The sequence below is a fragment of the Streptomyces sp. V4I23 genome (genome assembly GCF_030817975.1).
Taxonomy (GTDB): domain Bacteria; phylum Actinomycetota; class Actinomycetes; order Streptomycetales; family Streptomycetaceae; genus Streptomyces.
Genome location: NZ_JAUSZW010000004.1, coordinates 1,363,103 through 1,380,038, shown reverse-complemented (window position 1 = coordinate 1,380,038; position 16,936 = coordinate 1,363,103). Strand labels below are relative to the sequence as shown.

12 protein-coding genes and 3 pseudogenes are annotated in these 16,936 nt (G+C 70.6%); 11 read left to right on the top strand and 4 right to left on the bottom strand.

Annotated elements, in window-relative coordinates; all coding sequences use genetic code 11:
* Nucleotides 1–4 precede the first annotated feature (4 nt).
* The 3 genes and pseudogenes from QFZ82_RS08440 to QFZ82_RS08430 form a co-directional block, all read right to left on the bottom strand.
* Nucleotides 5–169: pseudogene (locus tag QFZ82_RS08440) on the bottom strand (Fe-S-binding domain-containing protein); the annotation flags it as partial.
* Complete coding sequence (locus tag QFZ82_RS08435) at nt 105–266, bottom strand: hypothetical protein (RefSeq protein WP_307712549.1); 162 nt, start codon at nt 264–266, stop codon at nt 105–107. The pseudogene QFZ82_RS08440 and the gene QFZ82_RS08435, both read right to left, overlap by 65 nt.
* Nucleotides 263–1,251 (bottom strand): annotated as a pseudogene (locus QFZ82_RS08430) (2-dehydropantoate 2-reductase). The gene QFZ82_RS08435 and the pseudogene QFZ82_RS08430 overlap by 4 nt, the downstream one beginning before the upstream one ends.
* Before the next feature lie 241 nt (nt 1,252–1,492).
* Here QFZ82_RS08430 and QFZ82_RS08425 point away from each other — a divergent pair.
* From QFZ82_RS08425 to QFZ82_RS08415, 3 genes are all read left to right on the top strand, one after another.
* Entirely contained in the window at nt 1,493–2,440 is a 948-nt protein-coding gene (locus QFZ82_RS08425; protein WP_307712548.1) for a beta-ketoacyl-ACP synthase III, read from the top strand.
* Nucleotides 2,441–2,464: 24 nt separating this feature from the next.
* Nucleotides 2,465–2,926, top strand: coding sequence for an NUDIX domain-containing protein (locus QFZ82_RS08420; protein ID WP_307712547.1), 462 nt, complete (start codon nt 2,465–2,467; stop codon nt 2,924–2,926).
* Nucleotides 2,927–3,059: 133 nt separating this feature from the next.
* On the top strand, nt 3,060–3,737 hold the full coding sequence (locus tag QFZ82_RS08415; protein ID WP_307712546.1) for a GntR family transcriptional regulator: 678 nt from the start codon (nt 3,060–3,062) through the stop codon (nt 3,735–3,737).
* A gap of 54 nt (nt 3,738–3,791) precedes the next feature.
* On the opposite strand, the gene QFZ82_RS08410 is transcribed toward QFZ82_RS08415, so the two are convergent.
* Entirely contained in the window at nt 3,792–4,340 is a 549-nt protein-coding gene (locus QFZ82_RS08410; protein WP_307712545.1) for a DUF1062 domain-containing protein, read from the bottom strand.
* Between the two features lie 198 nt (nt 4,341–4,538).
* Here QFZ82_RS08410 and QFZ82_RS08405 point away from each other — a divergent pair.
* The 8 genes and pseudogenes from QFZ82_RS08405 to QFZ82_RS08365 all read left to right on the top strand — a co-directional run.
* A pseudogene (locus QFZ82_RS08405) lies at nt 4,539–4,853 on the top strand (IS5/IS1182 family transposase); the annotation flags it as partial.
* A 407-nt stretch (nt 4,854–5,260) separates the two neighbouring features.
* Nucleotides 5,261–6,442 (top strand): ROK family transcriptional regulator, encoded by a 1,182-nt coding sequence (locus QFZ82_RS08395; RefSeq protein ID WP_307712544.1) that lies wholly within the window; start codon nt 5,261–5,263, stop codon nt 6,440–6,442.
* A gap of 372 nt (nt 6,443–6,814) precedes the next feature.
* Nucleotides 6,815–8,338, top strand: a complete 1,524-nt coding sequence (locus QFZ82_RS08390) for a sugar ABC transporter ATP-binding protein (RefSeq protein ID WP_307712543.1) — start codon at nt 6,815–6,817, stop codon at nt 8,336–8,338.
* Nucleotides 8,335–9,366, top strand: coding sequence for an ABC transporter permease (locus tag QFZ82_RS08385; RefSeq protein ID WP_307712542.1), 1,032 nt, complete (start codon nt 8,335–8,337; stop codon nt 9,364–9,366). Before QFZ82_RS08390 ends, QFZ82_RS08385 begins: the two co-directional genes overlap by 4 nt.
* A gap of 69 nt (nt 9,367–9,435) precedes the next feature.
* The gene (locus QFZ82_RS08380; protein ID WP_307712541.1) at nt 9,436–10,482 is read left to right on the top strand and encodes a substrate-binding domain-containing protein; all 1,047 of its coding nucleotides are present in this window, start codon (nt 9,436–9,438) and stop codon (nt 10,480–10,482) included.
* Between the two features lie 44 nt (nt 10,483–10,526).
* Nucleotides 10,527–11,777 (top strand): Gfo/Idh/MocA family protein, encoded by a 1,251-nt coding sequence (locus tag QFZ82_RS08375; protein ID WP_307712540.1) that lies wholly within the window; start codon nt 10,527–10,529, stop codon nt 11,775–11,777.
* A gap of 12 nt (nt 11,778–11,789) precedes the next feature.
* Nucleotides 11,790–12,797: a sugar phosphate isomerase/epimerase gene (locus QFZ82_RS08370; protein WP_307712539.1), complete on the top strand. Its 1,008-nt coding sequence runs from the start codon at nt 11,790–11,792 to the stop codon at nt 12,795–12,797.
* Between the two features lie 345 nt (nt 12,798–13,142).
* Nucleotides 13,143–16,832: a ThuA domain-containing protein gene (locus QFZ82_RS08365; protein WP_307712538.1), complete on the top strand. Its 3,690-nt coding sequence runs from the start codon at nt 13,143–13,145 to the stop codon at nt 16,830–16,832.
* Nucleotides 16,833–16,936 lie beyond the last annotated feature (104 nt).

Sequence of the window (16,936 nt, the reverse complement as noted above, 5' to 3'; positions counted from 1 at the left end):
GAGATCAGACCCGATTCTGTACGTGTTGGTAGCCGAAACGGCCCTTGATGCAGAGGTTGCCGTGGGTCACCGGGTTGTCGTGCGGCGAGGTGACCTTGACGATCTCATTGTCCTGCACGTGCAGCGTCAGGTTGCAGCCGACGCCGCAGTACGCGCACACCGTGGTGGTCCGCCTCGTCCCAGCTCGCCCTGCGCAGCAGGCCGTCCTCGCCGCGCACCAGAGGATGGGTGAGCCTCGGATACCGCTTCTGCGGCTTCTTCTTCATGCTGCGCTCCCTGTGGAGGGGGTCGTGGTCGATGCGAGCAGATCGGCGAGTGCGTGCACGGCGCACAGCTTCGGCACGGGGGTGCCGGTCAGCGCGGCCAGTTCGACGACGGCCGCGAGGAGGACGTCCAGTTCGAGCGGCTTGCCCTTCTCCAGGTCCTGGAGGGTGGACGTCTTGTGGTCCCCGACGCGCTCGGCGCCGGCGAGGCGCCGCTCGACGGAGATCTCGGGACGGCAGCCGACGGCGGCCGCGACGGCGAGCGTCTCGCGCATCATCGTCTCGACCAGCGCCTTGGTGTCCCGGTGCCGGCAGATCTGCGCCATGGTGGCCCGGGAGAGCGCGCTGATCGGGTTGAAGGAGATGTTGCCGAGCAGCTTGATCCAGATGTCGCTGCGCAGGTCGGGTTCGACGGGGCACTTCAGAGCGCCCGCGACCATCGCCTCGCTGAAGTCGAGGCAGCGCTGCGACACGCTCGTGTCCGGCTCGCCGATGGAGAACCGGGTCCCCTCGAGGTGCCGTACGACTCCGGGCGCTTCGAGCTCGGTGGCCGCGTAGACGACGCAGCCGACGGCGCGCTCCGGCGGCAGCGTCGCGCTGACCGCGCCACCGGGGTCGACGCTCTCGATGCGGCGGCCGGTGTAGGGCCGGGCAGACCGTGGAAGTACCACCAGGGGATGCCGTTCTGCGCGGCGATCACCGCCGTCTTGCCGTGCAGCAGCGGATGGACCAGGGGACCGGACGCGGCGTACGAGTTGGCCTTGAGGCCGAGGAAGACGTAGTCGACGGGGCCGACCCGGGCCGGGTCGTCGGTGGCGTGGGGGCGCGCGGTGAAGTCGCCGCGCGGGCTGAGTACACGGACGCCGTCCCGGCGCATGGCCGCCAGGTGCGCGCCGCGGGCGATGAGGTGGACGTCGGCACCGGCGCGATGGAGCGCGGCCCCGACATATGCGCCGATGGCACCGGCGCCGACAACTGCGACTTTCACGGGGCTCTCCGTTCGGTGAGGCGACCGAGCGAGGGCGGACTGTGATGAGCGCGAGTCGACAGAATATTGTCTACAGTATTCCTTTGAGGGTAGTCGAGGCCCGTGCCCGGCAACCGCGGGGTTCCGTTGGAGAAGCTCCAAAGTCCGGCCGGTGAAGCTTGTCGGATCAGCTGCCGTCGTACCGGTGGGTAGCCGCCAACACTGGGGATGCACCTGGCATCGTCCCGAGGGGGAACCATCCATGACCGGCTCACGTGTCGTCGCCGTCGGGCACTACCAGCCCGCGAAGGTGCTCACCAACGACGACCTGGCGGCCCTCGTCGACACCAGCGACGAGTGGATCCGCAGCCGCGTGGGCATCGAGACCCGGCATGTCGCGGGCCCCGACGAGCCCGTCGACGAGCTGGCCGCGCACGCCGGCGCCAAGGCCCTGGCCTCGGCCGGGCTCACCCCGGACGACATCGACCTCGTGCTGGTCGCCACCTCCACGGCCGTCGACCGCTCACCCAACACGGCCGCACGCGTGGCGGCGCGGCTGGGCATGGGCTCGCCCGCGGTGATGGACCTCAACGTCGTCTGCGCGGGCTTCACCCACGCGCTCGCCACCGCGGACCACACGGTGCGCGCGGGAGCCGCCACCCGGGCCCTGGTCATCGGCGCCGACAAGATGGCCGACATCACCGACTGGACCGACCGCACCACCTGCGTGCTCGTGGGCGACGGCGCCGGCGCCGCGGTCGTCGAAGCCGTCCGTCCCGGCCAGGACGCCGGAATAGGCCCGGTCCTGTGGGGTTCCGTCCCCGAGATGGGGCATGCCGTACGCATCGAGGGCACCCCGCCGCGCTTCGCGCAGGAGGGGCAGGCCGTCTACCGGTGGGCCACCACGCAGCTCCCGCCCATCGCCCGCAAGGTCTGCGAGCGGGCCGGTGTCGCGCCCGAGGAACTGGCCGCCGTCGTCCTGCACCAGGCCAACCTGCGGATCATCGAGCCCGTCGCCCAGCGGATCGGCGCGGTCAACGCGGTCGTCGCCCGCGACGTCGTGGAGTCGGGCAACACCTCCGCGGCCTCCATCCCGATGGCCCTGTCCAAGCTCGTCGAGCGCGGCGAGATCACCTCCGGCGACCCGGTCCTCCTCTTCGGCTTCGGCGGAAACCTGTCGTACGCGGGCCAGGTCATCCGCTGCCCCTGAGCGCGCGCCGTCACACTGGGCGGCATGGCGACGAAGCGAAGTGCCGGACTCCTGCTCTACAGGCGGCGGGACGCCCGGGTCCAGGTCCTGCTCGGTCACATGGGCGGCCCGTTCTGGGCGTCCCGCGACGACGCGGCCTGGTCGATCCCCAAGGGCGAGTACACCCCGGACGAGGACCCGATGGCCGCCGCGCGGCGGGAGTTCGAGGAGGAACTGGGACTCCAGCCGCCCGTCGGCGACTGGATTCCCCTCGGCGAGACACGGCAGTCGAACGGCAAGGTCGTCACGGTGTGGGCGATGGAGGGCGACCTCGACACGTCCCTCGTCGTGCCGGGCACCTTCACCATGGAATGGCCGCGGGGGTCGGGCGTCCAGCAGGAGTTCCCGGAGATCGACCGGGCCGAGTGGTTCGGCGTCGGGACCGGACGCGAGAAGCTGGTCGCGTCGCAGCGGGTCTTCCTGGACCGCCTCGAACCGTTCCTGTGAGCCGGCTGCCCTGGTGACGGAGTGCGGTGGAGTGACGCGGACCTCGGTGCGGGCGCCATTGCGCTCGGTAGACTGTAGACGATAGCCAATCCGCGTCGCTTCGCCGTTGCTGTCGGCCTCGAGGGGGACCGTGATGTTGTCCGCAGGACTGCCCCAGGGAACCGTGCCCAAGCTGGAACGACCGGGCCCGCTGCGCGAGCGCGTGTACGAGGCGCTTCTCGAACTGATCACGACCCGGGCCCTGCGCCCCGGCCAGCACCTGGTCGAGAGCGAACTCGCCGGCCACCTCGGCGTCTCCCGCCAGCCCGTGCGCGAGGCGCTCCAGCGTCTCGACACCGAGGGCTGGGTCGACCTGCGTCCGGCCCAGGGCGCGTTCGTCCACGAGCCGACCGAGGCCGAGGCCGACCAGTTGCTGTCGGTGCGCACCCTGCTGGAGGCCGAGGCCGCCCGCCTCGCCGCGGCCAACTCCGGTACCGCGGGCATCGAAGCGCTCGAAGCCCTGTGCGCCAGGGGCGAGCAGGCCGTCGCGGACGACGACGTCGACCAGGCGGTCGCCACCAACGCCGCGTTCCACGCCAAGGTGATGGAGCTCGCGGGCAACAGCGTCCTCGCCGAGCTGGCCGCACAGGTCGACCGCCGCGTCCGCTGGTACTACACGCCCGTGGCGCGCCAGCGCGGCCGCCAGTCGTGGATCGAGCACCGCAGCCTGATCGCGGCCATCTCGGCGCGCGACGAACAGCGCGCCACGGAGATCATGCGGGAGCACACGGAGCACACCCGCACGACCTACCACCAGCGGGAACAGGCCTAGACCGGGGCCTGTCCGGCGGATCATGCCGGACAGGCCCGTGGTCCCGAGGAGGGCTCAGCGCTTGAGCGTGAAGGTGAAGTCGCCGGAGAGCTTGCCGCTCAGCCGGACTGCCGAAACGAGTTTCCCCTCCGTGATCAGTCTCTCGACCTCGGCCCGCGAAAGACCGCAACCTTCAGCGATCAGTCGCACCGGCCGGATAGGGATCCGCGCCGCAAAGCGGACCGAGACGTCGATCACCTCGCGGTCCAGGTGATCCGATCCGCCGGTGTCGAGGCGCCAGGCGTTGTCCCAGTCGAGGGCGATGCGATTGCGGCGCTGCACGACCGGGTCCTGGAGCAACTCAGCTGTCAGGCCAGGGGCGTTGTCATGCAGCCGGTCCAGCAGCTCAGGTCGTACGGAGCGCACGTTCATCCGCTCCAGGACCGTGAGCTTTGCAGTTTCCCCGCAAGCGGTACAGAGTGCGAGGAGCCAGGCGTCGATGAGCTTGTGGTTGGCGTTGACACGGAATTTACCGTTTGCCCGGAAGCGCTCGGACGCGCACGCGTGGCAACGGCGGCGAACGAGCGGCAGGCAGGTGGGCACGACCACCCAGTTTTCGAGCACAGAAGTACACCGGTTTCAGTGAGAAGTCCGCAGCAAAAAGGAGCGCGGCGCACATGCGCGACGCGCGACACATCAGCGCTCGGGAGGTCTCACAGGGTGTACAACGGCACGTCCTTGACTCGACGACTTGGCTCGGCAGCACGGTAATGGCGCACAGCGGCGCTGCTCCACCGGTTTTCGAGCGCCTCACCGCCCCGACGTCGGCGCCCGGCCAAGCTCCATGCCAACGAGGGCTACGACTACGACCACCTGCGCCGCCGGCTGCGCAAGCGCGGCATACGGCACCGCATCGCCCGCAAGCGCATCGAGTCCCCGCAGCGGCTTGGCCGACACCGCTGGGTGGCGGAGCGAACCGTGTCCCGGATCGCCGGCTGCCGTCGGCTTCACCGCCGCTATGAAGGCAAGGCCGAGCACTGCTGGCCGAGCACGGCGCTGACCCCGAGCAGTGTGGACCGGAGGCGCCGAACCGCAACTTCGCCGCCGTACGGGGGCCCAGGGCCCCGTGGCCCGTAACCGCGTCCAGGACGACGAGTTCGACAGCATCGACCAGCTCTCCCTCGGTGGACTGACAGTGCGCGATGGGCACGCGGCGATCCTCTTCGTCTTCCGCGGGTATGACGTCGCCGTCGGCGATCGCGTAGAGGTGCCCGACGTTGGCCTTCTCGGTCGCGTAGTCGGGGTCGCGGGAGGTATTCCAGGTCTTCACGCGTGGAAAGGAGACGTTTTCTCCACGGTGTTGCACAACGCGTGGCGACCTTTGTCCCGAGCGAGGAGAAAGTTGCGCCAGAACTGTGCCCAAGTTCTTCCCACTTGGGCAAAGCGCTGCTACGTTCCCCTCGAAAGCAGACGGAAGACCCGGGTTCCCCGCGCCGCAAGGGCTGAGGCCGAGGGCCAGGGGAGGGGAGGGGTACGTGAGGCGCATGACGGCTCGACCCGCGAACGCGCACCAGGCGCGGCTGCTTCGGCTGCTGCGTGACGGCGGGCCCAACTCCCGGGCACAGCTGGTCGACCAGGTGGACCTGTCCCGGTCCAAGCTCGCCGTCGAGGTGGACCGGCTGCTGGAGACCGGGCTCGTGGTCGCGGACGGACTCGCCGCCTCCAGGGGCGGCCGCCGCTCCCACAACATCCGGCTCGCGCCCGCCCTGCGCTTCCTCGGCGTCGACATCGGCGCCACCTCGATCGACGTCGCCGTCACCAACGCGGAGCTGGAGGTCCTGGGGCATCTCAACCACCCCATGGACGTACGCGAAGGACCCGTCGCCGTCTTCGAGCAGGTGCTGTCGATGGCGGACAAGCTCAAGGCCTCCGGACTCGCCGAGGGCTTCGACGGAGCGGGCATCGGAGTGCCCGGACCGGTCCGCTTCCCCGAGGGCGTCCCCGTCGCGCCGCCGATCATGCCGGGCTGGGACGGCTTCCCGGTCCGTGAGGCGCTCAGCCAGGACCTCGGCTGCCCGGTCATGGTCGACAACGACGTGAACCTGATGGCCATGGGGGAGCAGCACGCGGGCGTCGCCCGGTCGGTCGGCGACTTCCTCTGCGTCAAGATCGGCACCGGCATCGGCTGCGGCATCGTCGTCGGCGGCGAGGTCTACCGCGGTACGACCGGCAGCGCGGGGGACATCGGACACATCCAGGTCGAGCCGGACGGCAGGGCGTGCGTCTGCGGCAACAAGGGCTGTCTGGAGGCGCACTTCAGCGGCGCCGCGCTCGCCCGCGACGCCGAGGACGCCGCGCGCGCCGGACTCTCGCCCGAGCTCGCCGCCCGGCTGGAGGCGGCCGGGCGGCTGACGGCCGCGGACGTCTCCGCTGCCGCGGCGGCCGGCGACGCCAAGGCCCTCGACCTGATCCGTCAGGGAGGCAACCGGGTCGGCCAGGTCATCGCCGGGCTGGTCAGCTTCTTCAACCCCGGCCTCGTGGTGATCGGAGGCGGGGTGACCGGTCTCGGGCACACGCTGCTGGCCAGTGTGCGCACCCAGGTCTACCGGCAGTCGCTGCCGCTGGCCACGGGCAACCTGCCCATCGTGCTCGGGGAGTTGGGGCCGACGGCGGGAGTGATCGGCGCGGCCCGGCTCATCAGCGACCACCTGTTCTCACCCGCCTGATCCACCTGATCCACCGGCCCGATCTCCGGACCGGTCCGCACGACCAGGCACCACCGGCACCACCCGTACGACCAGGCACCACGCGTACGCCAGGCACCACCGGCACTCCCGTCCGTCACGACCGGTCCCTCCGACCCCCGGGGCCCGGCCGCCACCGACGCCATCCGCACGGCACAACCGTCGCCCCACCACGAGCACCGGCACCACGAGCAGCACACACGCGCACCACCCGCACCGGTCGACGCACGAGCCGCACCACGACGTGCACCCACCCGCACGCCCCCGCCGCACCGACGGGGGCGCCCCGAGCCCGCCCTCGTACCCTCATCCGCCCTGCCCGCTCACCGGCCGCACCCGCCGAGGGGATTCGTCATGGCATCAGAACCACCCCTGCTCACCATGTCCGGCATCACCAAGTCGTTCCCGGGCGTCCGTGCCCTGGACGGCGTGGACCTGGAGGTCCAGGCCGGCGAAGTCCACTGCCTCCTCGGGCAGAACGGCGCAGGGAAGTCCACTCTCATCAAGGTCCTCGCCGGCGCCCACCAGCCCGACGGCGGAGAGATCACCTGGCGCGGCGAGACCGTGTCGCTCAAGTCGCCCATCGCCGCCATGCGCCTCGGCATCGCGACGATCTACCAGGAACTCGACCTGGTGGAAGGGCTGTCGGTCGCCGAGAACGTCTTCCTCGGTCACGAGCCGACCGCGGCCGGCTTCGTCGTACGCGGCGCGGCCGCCCGGGACGCGACCGCACAGCTGCTGCGGCGGCTCGGACACACCGAGATCGACCCGGCGCGTCAGGTCGGCGACCTGTCCGCGGCCCAGCAGCAGATCGTCTCCATGGCCCGCGCCCTCTCCCACGACGTGCGGCTGATCGTGATGGACGAGCCGTCCGCCGCCCTCGACCCCGACGAGGTCGACAACCTCTTCCGCATCGTCGGAGACCTCACCGCCGAAGGCGTCGCCGTCGTCTACATCTCCCACCGGCTGGAGGAGATCCGCCGTATCGGAGACCGCGTCACCGTCCTCAAGGACGGGCGCGCCGTCGCCGTCGGCCTGCCCGCCGAGTCCACCCCCACCCGCGACGTCGTCGCGCTGATGACCGGCCGCAACGTCGAGTACGTCTTCCCCGAGCGGCCGGCGGGTGGGGCGGGCGCCGCCCGCGAACCGGTCCTGCGGGTCGAAGGGCTCGCCAGGCGGGGCGAGTTCGCGCCCGTCGACCTGGAGCTGCGGCCAGGGGAGATCGTGGGTCTCGCCGGCCTCGTCGGCTCGGGACGCAGCGAGATCCTGGAGACCGTCTACGGCGCCCGCAGGCCCACCGCGGGCCGCGTCCTCGTCGACGGCATCCCGCTGCGGCCCGGCAGCGTCCGTGCCGCCGTCCGCGCCGGCATCGGCCTCGCGCCCGAGGAACGCAAGGCGCAGGGCCTGCTGATGCTGGAGTCCGTCACCCGCAACGTCACCATCTCCACCCTCTCCCGCTTCTCCCGCGCCGGCTGGCTCGACCACCGCCGGGAGCGGGCCGCCGCCCGGCAGGCCACCCGGGAACTGTCCCTGCGGCCCGACAACCCCGACGCCCGTATCCGCACCCTCTCCGGCGGCAACCAGCAGAAGGCCGTGCTCGCCCGCTGGCTGCTGCGCGGCTGCAAGGTGCTCCTCCTCGACGAGCCCACCCGGGGTGTCGACGTCGGCGCCCGCGCCGAGCTGTACGCCGTCATCCGCCGGCTGGCCGACGAAGGCCTCGCCGTACTGCTCGTATCCAGCGAAGTGCCCGAGGTCCTGGGCCTCGCCGACCGTGTGCTGGTGCTGCGCGAAGGCAGCGTCGTGCACACGGCCGACGCCCGGGAGCTCGACGAACACCGCGTACTCGACCTTGTGATGGAAGGGAGCCCGACGGCATGACGCAGCCAGCCTCTGCGGCGCAGAAGGACGCGCCGGCCGCCACCGCCACGTCCGCACCGGCAGGCGGGGGGCGCAAGCCGCTCGGACTGCGCGCGGACGTCCGCAACCTCTCGCTCCTCGGCGTCCTCGCCGTGCTGATCGCCGTCGGCGGGATCACCAAGCCCGACGAGTTCCTCGCGGCCAGCAACCTTCAGCTGGTGCTGACCCAGGCGTCCGTCATCGGTGTCGTCACCGTCGGCATGACGTTCGTCATCACCAGCGGCGGCATCGACCTGTCGGTCGGCGCGATCGTCGCGCTCGCCTCCGTATGGGCCACGACCGTGGCGACCCAGGAGTACGGCTTCGCCGGCATCCTCTTCACCGCCGTGATCGTGGGCGTGGGCTGCGGGCTCGTCAACGGTGTGCTCATCGCGTACGGCGGGATGGTGCCGTTCATCGCGACCCTCGCCATGCTCGCATCGGCCCGCGGACTCGCCCTGCAGATCACCGACGGCAAGACCCAGATCGTCACGGTGAACGAGGTGCTCGACCTCGGCGTCAAGGACGCCTACATCCTCGGCGTCCCACCGCTGGTGCTGGTCTTCGCGGCCGTCACCGTCATCGGCTGGCTGCTGCTCAACCGCACCACCTTCGGCCGCCGCACCGTCGCCGTCGGCGGCAACGCGGAGGCGGCCCGGCTCGCCGGCATCGACGTACGACGCCAGCGCCTGTACCTCTACCTGCTGTCCGGCCTGTGCTGCGGCATCGCCGCGTTCATGCTGATCGTGCTCTCGGGGTCCGGCCAGAACACCAACGGCAACCTCTACGAACTCGACGCCATCGCGGCCGCGATCATCGGCGGCACCCTGCTCAGCGGCGGCCGCGGCACCATCGTCGGCTCCGTCCTCGGCGTCCTGGTCTTCACGACGATCACCAACATCTTCGCGCTGAACAACCTGGAGACCGCCGTCCAGCAGATCGCCAAGGGCGCGATCATCGTCGCCGCCGTCCTCGTCCAGCGCCGCACCCTGCGCGGCGCCGACGCCTGACGACCCCGCACACCCGCACCTCCCCCAACCCGCACCGCCCATACCGCCCAGTCGAAGGGTCGATCCGCCATGCCCCACATCCCCTCCACCAGCCGCAGAGGACTGCTGTTCGGCACCGCAGCCGTCTCCGCCGGAGCACTGCTGACGGCCTGCACCAGCAACGAGCCCAAGAAGCAGGAACAGGCCACGAACAACGCCCCGGTCGCCGACGACAAGCCCGGCAAGGCCGTCACCATCGGCTTCGCCGGCCCCCAGGCCGACCACGGCTGGCTCAACGCCATCAACCAGAACGCCAAGTCACGCGCCGAGAAGTACTCCGACGTCACCCTGGAGATCACCGAGGGGTCCAACGACACGGCCGCGCAGATCGGCCAGGTCCAGACCCTCATCAACAAGAAGGTCGACGTCCTCGTCATCCTCCCCGCCGACGGCAAGGCTCTCACCCAGGTCGGCCTGCAGGCCATGAAGGCGGGCATCCCCGTCGTCAACCTGGACCGCGTTTTCGCCTCCCCGCAGGCCTACCGCTGCTGGATCGGCGGCGACAACTACGGCATGGGGCTCAACGCGGGCAACTACATCGGCGAACAGCTCAAGGACAAGCCGAACGCCAAGGTCGTCGAACTCGCCGGACTCGACAACCTCGAACTGACCAAGCAGCGCACCCAGGGCTTCGACGACGCCCTGAAGAACTACCCCAACATCAAGAAGGTCGCCCGCCAGGCCGCCGACTTCACCGTCGAGTCCGGCCAGGCCAAGATGGCGCAACTGCTCCAGGCCCAGTCGCAGTTCGACGCCCTGTGGAACCACGACGACGACCAGGGCGTGGGCGCCCTGCGCGCCATCGCCCAGGCCGGGCGCGACGACTTCCTGATGGTCGGCGGAGCCGGCGCCAAGTCCGCGATGGACGCCATCAAGGCCGACAACAGCGTGCTCAAGGCCACCGTCCTTTACCCGCCGACGATGGCTGCCTCCGCCATCGACCTGGCGCGCGCGCTCGGACAGGGCAAGGGAGTCAGTGGCATGGCCGAGCTGGAGATCCCGGCCTCCCTGACCCTCTACTCCGCCGTCGTCACCAAGGACAACGTCGACGAGTACCTGCCGACGGGCTTCAACTGACCGGCGCGCCGCCCCCACCGTGCACACCGACGAGGAGGAACCGTATGGAACAGAGGGACAGTGACGCAGGCGCGCCGACACTCGGCGTGGGCATGGTCGGCTACGCGTTCATGGGCGCCGCGCACTCCCAGGGATGGCGCACCGCGGGCCGGGTGTTCGACCTGCCGCTGCGGCCGGTCCTCGCCGCGATCGGCGGCCGCGACGAGCACGCCGTGCGCGCGGCGGCCGACCGGCACGGCTGGGCGGCGGCGGAGACCGACTGGCGCGCCCTCGTAGCCCGCGACGATGTGCAGATCGTCGACATCTGCACACCCGGGGACAGCCATGCGGAGATCGCCGTCGCGGCACTGGAGGCGGGCAAACACGTCCTGTGCGAGAAGCCCCTGGCCAATTCGGTGGCCGAGGCCGAGGCGATGGTGAGGGCCGCCGAAGCAGCCCGCGCGCGCGGTCAGTTGGCGATGGTGGGCTTCAACTACCGGCGCGTGCCCGCCCTCACGTACGCGCGCCGGCTCATCGCCGACGGCCGGCTCGGCACGCTGCGCCACATCCGGGTCACCTACCTCCAGGACTGGCTGGTCGACCCCGACTTCCCGCTGACCTGGCGTCTGGAGCGGGAGCACGCGGGGTCGGGGGCGCTCGGCGACCTCGGCGCGCACATCGTCGACCTCGCGCAGTACCTGGCGGGAGAGCCGCTGGTCGGGGTCTCGGCGCAGCTGGAGACCTTCGTCAGGGAACGGCCGCTGCTGCGGGGGGCGTCGGCAGGTCTGACCGCGTCCAAAGGCACGGAACGGGGGCCGGTCACCGTCGACGACGCGGCCCTGTTCACCGGGCGCCTCGCCTCGGGGGCCCTCGCCTCGTTCGAGGCGACCCGGATGGCGTCGGGGCGCAAGAACGCCCTGCGCCTGGAGGTCAACGGCGAACTCGGCTCGCTCGCCTTCGACCTGGAGCGCCTCAACGAGCTCTCCTTCCACGACCACCGCGAGCCGGCCGTCACCGCGGGCTTCCGCCGCATCCTCGTCACCGAGGCGGAACACCCCTACCTCGAGGCGTGGTGGCCGCCGGGCCACGCCCTCGGCTACGAGCACACCTTCGCCCACCAGGCCCGCGACCTGGTCGTGGCCATCGCCACCGGGGCGCAGCCGGTGCCCTCGTTCGCCGACGGGCTGCAGGTGCAGCGGGTTCTCGCCGCGGTGGAGGAGAGCGCGCAGAAGAACGCCGTCTACACCCCCGTACCGGCGGCCGGTGCGGACGAGGGAGCACAACGCACAGCCCAGGCAGTACAGGCACAGGTCTGAGAAGGAGGTCCCATGCCACGCCCGTTCACACTGTTCACCGGTCAGTGGGCCGATCTGCCGCTGGAGGAGGTCTGCCGACTGGCCCGTGACTTCGGATACGACGGACTGGAACTCGCCTGCTGGGGCGACCACTTCGAGGTGGACAAGGCCCTGGCCGACCCGTCGTACCTGGACGGCCGGCACGCGTTGCTGGAGAAGTACGGTCTCACCTGCTGGGCGATCTCCAACCATCTGGTCGGCCAGGCCGTCTGCGACAACCCCATCGACGAACGGCACCAGGGCATCCTGTCGGCCCGCATCTGGGGCGACGGGGAGCCGGAGGGCGTACGGCAGCGGGCCGCGGCCGAGATGAAGGACACCGCGCGCGCCGCCGCGGCCTTCGGCGTCGACACGGTCATCGGCTTCACCGGCTCCTCCATCTGGCACCTGGTGGCGATGTTCCCGCCCGTGCCGGAGCGGATGATCGAGCGCGGGTACGAGGACTTCGCCGAGCGGTGGAACCCGATCCTCGACGTCTTCGACACCGAGGGCGTCCGCTTCGCCCACGAGGTCCACCCCAGCGAGATCGCCTACGACTACTGGACCACCAAGCGGGCGCTCGAAGCGGTCGGCAACCGGCCCGCGTTCGGGCTGAACTTCGACCCGAGCCACTTCGTCTGGCAGGACCTGGACCCGGTCGGCTTCCTCTACGACTTCCGGGACCGGATCTACCACGTCGACTGCAAGGAGGCCCGCAGGCGTCTGGACGGGCGCAACGGGCGGCTGGGCTCCCATCTCCCGTGGGGCGACCCGCGCCGCGGCTGGGACTTCGTCTCCGCCGGGCACGGCGACGTGCCCTGGGAGGACGTGTTCCGGATGCTGCGATCCATCGGCTACGACGGGCCCGTCTCGGTGGAGTGGGAGGACGCCGGGATGGACCGGCTGGCCGGCGCGCCACAAGCGCTTGCGCATCTGAGGCAGTTCGACTTCGACCAGCCCAGCGCCTCCTTCGACGCCGCCTTCTCGGGCGGCGATCAGTAGAACATTCCTGGTCCGAGCCCGATGGCGACAGTGCCGCCGGGCCGGTCCGGCACGCCCGGGTACGCCTTTGTCCTGCTACGAGAAAAAGTTCAACTTCTCTGATGCACAAGGGCTTTCCGTCCAGGATGAACCCGGCTACCGTCCCATCTCGTGTACACGACATAGGTGGTGCAGGAGTGACGGCGCACTCCGGTTCCACGGCATCCAGCCCGGCGCGGAGCTCTCGCAGCTCAAGAAAGAGCACCCGCGAACAGCACCGCTCCACGAGGCGAGCGCGGTCCGGGGGACACCCCCAGCGCTCCACGGCAACCCGCTCGTTCGACCGGCCACTACCGGAGGACATCCGTGCACAGAAAAAGGCCCAGGGGCCGCAAGGCCCTCGCGCTCCTCACCGGCAGCCTCCTCGCTGCAACCTCGCTCGCCCTCACCGCGCCGACCACGGCAACCGCAGCCGATCCCGAAGCGACCCCGGCCGCCGCGGAGTTCCAGCAGGTCACCCTCGCCAAGGGCGGTGAGGAGACCGGCGAGCCCATGTCGCTCGCCGTCCTCCCCGACCGGAGCGTGCTCCACACCTCCCGCAACGGCGAGCTGCGCATGACCGACGCCGCCGGCAACACCCGGGTCGTCGGCACCGTCCCCGTCTACTCGCACGACGAGGAAGGTCTCCAAGGCATCGCCCTGGACCCGAAGTTCGCCGAGAACCGGTTCGTCTACCTCTACTACGCGCCCCCGATGGACACCCCCGCGGGCGACGCGCCCAACGAGGGGACCGCCGCGGACTTCGCGAAGTTCGACGGCGTCAACCGGCTCTCCCGCTTCGTCCTGGGCGAGGACGGCACCCTGAACAACGCCAGCGAGAAGAAGATCCTCGACGTCCCGGCGACCCGCGGCATCTGCTGCCACGTCGGCGGCGACATCGACTTCGACGCGGCGGGCAACCTGTACCTGTCGACCGGCGACGACTCCAACCCCTTCGCCTCCGACGGCTACACCCCCATCGACGACCGCCCCGGCCGCAACCCCGCCTACGACGCCCGCCGCACCTCCGGCAACACCAACGACCTGCGCGGCAAGATCCTGCGCATCAAGGTGAACGACGACGGCTCGTACGCGATCCCCGAGGGCAACCTCTTCGCCCCCGGCACCGAGAAGACCCGGCCCGAGATCTACGCCATGGGCTTCCGCAACCCCTTCCGGTTCAGCGTCGACAAGAAGACCGGCATCGTCTACGTCGGCGACTACGGTCCCGACGCCGGCGCCGCCGACCCCCGGCGCGGCCCGGCCGGACAGGTCGAGTTCGCCCGCGTCACCGGCCCCGGAAACTACGGCTGGCCGTTCTGCACCGGAAACAACGACGCCTACGTCGACTACGACTTCGCCACCAAGACCTCCGGCGCCGCCTTCGACTGCGCCGCCCCCAAGAACGACTCGCCGCACAACACGGGCCTGGTCGACCTGCCGCCCGCGCAGCCGGCGTGGATCCCGTACAACGGGGGATCGGTACCCGAGTTCGGCACCGGCTCCGAGTCGCCGATGGGCGGACCCGTCTACCGCTACGACGCCGCCTCCACCTCCCCGGTGAAGTTCCCCGAGGAGTACGACGGGGACTTCTTCGCCGGTGAGTTCGGCCGGCGCTGGATCAAGCGCATCGAACACGGCGCGGACGGCGCCGTGCAGTCCATCAACCCGGTCCCGTGGACCGGCACGCAGATCATGGACATGGCCTTCGGCCCCGACGGCGCGCTGTACGTCCTCGACTACGGCACCGCCTGGTTCGGCGGCGACGAGAACTCCGGCCTCTACCGCATCGAGAACGCCACCGGCGGACGCTCCCCGGTCGCCGAGGCGAGCGCGAGCAAGACCTCCGGCACGGCGCCCCTGCGTGTGTCCTTCTCCTCCGCCGGGACCACCGACGCGGACGGCGACGCCCTCACCTACAGCTGGGACTTCGGCGACGGCGGCACCTCCACCGCGGCCGATCCCACGTACACGTACAAGAAGAACGGCACCTACACCGCCACCGTCACCGCCAAGGACCCGAGCGGCCGCACCGGGTCCGCCGGCGTCCGTGTCGTCGTCGGCAACACCGCGCCCAAGGTGACGCTGGACCTGCCCGCCGACGGCGCCATGTTCGACTTCGGCGACGAGATCCCCTTCAAGGTCACGGTCACCGACCCGGAGGACGGGACCGTCGACTGCGCCAAGGTGAAGCTGACGTACATCCTCGGCCACGACAGCCACGGCCACCCCGAGACCTCGGCCAGCGGCTGCAGCGGCACCATCAAGACCTCGGCCGACGGCGGGCACGACCCCAACGCCAACATCTTCGGCGTCTTCGACGCCGAGTACACCGACGGCGGAGGCGGCGGCCAGGCCCCGCTGACCACGCACGACCAGGCGAAGCTGCAGCCGCGCCACCGGCAGGCCGAGCACTTCGACGACTCCGCCGGCATCAAGACCTACGACAAGCCGACCGCGAACGGCGGCAAGACCGTCGGCGACATCCACAACGGCGACTGGATCTCCTTCACGCCGTACCACCTCGCCGGATCCACCAAGCTCACCGCACGTGTCTCCTCCGGCGGCACCGGCGGCATCCTGGAGGTGCGGGCCGGGTCCGCGAGCGGCACCCTCCTCGGCTCCACCCCGGTGCCGGTCACCGGCGGCTGGGACACCTTCCAGGACGTCGACGTGCCGCTCACGTCGGTCCCGAAGCGGACCACCGAACTGTTCCTCGTCTTCAAGGGAGGAGCCGGGGCCCTGTACGACGTCGACGACTTCCGGATCTCCGACGAGCCCGTCGACAAGGCCGCCAAGCGCGTCCTCGTCTTCTCCCGGACCGCCGGTTTCCGGCACGACTCCATCCCGGCCGGCATCACCGCGCTGAAGGAGCTCGGCGGCGGCAGCGGCATCACGGTCGACTCCACGGAGGAGGCCCGCCAGTTCACCGCCGCCAACCTCGCCCGCTACGACGCGGTCGTGTTCCTGTCCACCACCGGGGACGTCCTGAACGCCGACCAGCAGAAGGCGTTCGAGGACTACGTCGCCGCGGGCGGCGGCTACATGGGCGTGCACGCCGCGGCCGACACCGAGTACGACTGGGAGTTCTACGGCGGACTCGTCGGCGCCTACTTCGCCTCGCATCCGCACATCCAGCCCGCGACCGTACGCGTCGAGGACCACGACCACCCGGCCACGGCGCACATCGACGCACCCTGGCAGCGCACCGACGAGTGGTACAACTACCGCACCAACCCGCGCGAGCAGGCCCGCGTTCTCGCCACGCTCGACGAGACCAGCTACACGGGCGGCACCATGAAGGGCGACCACCCGATCGCCTGGTGCCAGACCTACGAGGGGGGCCGCGCCTTCTACACCGGCGGCGGCCACACCAAGGAGTCCTACGCCGAGCCGGCCTTCCGGCAGCACCTGCTGGGCGGGCTGCGCTACGCCACCGGCCAGGTCGACGCCGACTGCAAGCCGAGGACCGGCCACCGGCCGATCTTCAACGGCGAGACGCTGGACGGCTGGAAGCAGGCCGGTCCGGGCAGGTTCGACGTCGTCGACGGCGAACTGCGCACCGAAGGCGGCATGGGCATGCTCTGGTACCAGGCCAAGGAGCTGCACTCCTACTCCCTCAAGCTCGACTGGAAGATGGCGGGCGACGACAACTCCGGCGTCTTCGTCGGCTTCCCCGCCTCCGACGACCCCTGGTCGGCGGTCAACAACGGCTACGAGGTCCAGATCGACGCCACCGACGCCCCGGACCGCACCACCGGTGCCGTCTACGGCTTCAAGTCGGCCGACATCCAGACCCGCGACCGGGTGCTGCGGCCGCCCGGCGAGTGGAACACCTACGAGATCCGGGTCGAGGGCGAACGCCTGCAGGTCTTCCTCAACGGAGAGAAGATCAACGACTTCACCAACACCGATCCGGTCCGCAGCCTCAAGGACGGCTACATCGGCATCCAGAACCACGGAGCCGAGGACCAGGTGTCCTTCCGTGACATCCAGCTGAAGGAGCTGCCCTCCTAGTGCCCCTCAGGGGCGCGACCCACTGAGGGCCGCCACCGAGCCGGCGGCGGGCGGGGAGGCGCCGTACCCCCGCCCGCCGTCCTCCATCCCCATCGGAACATCGA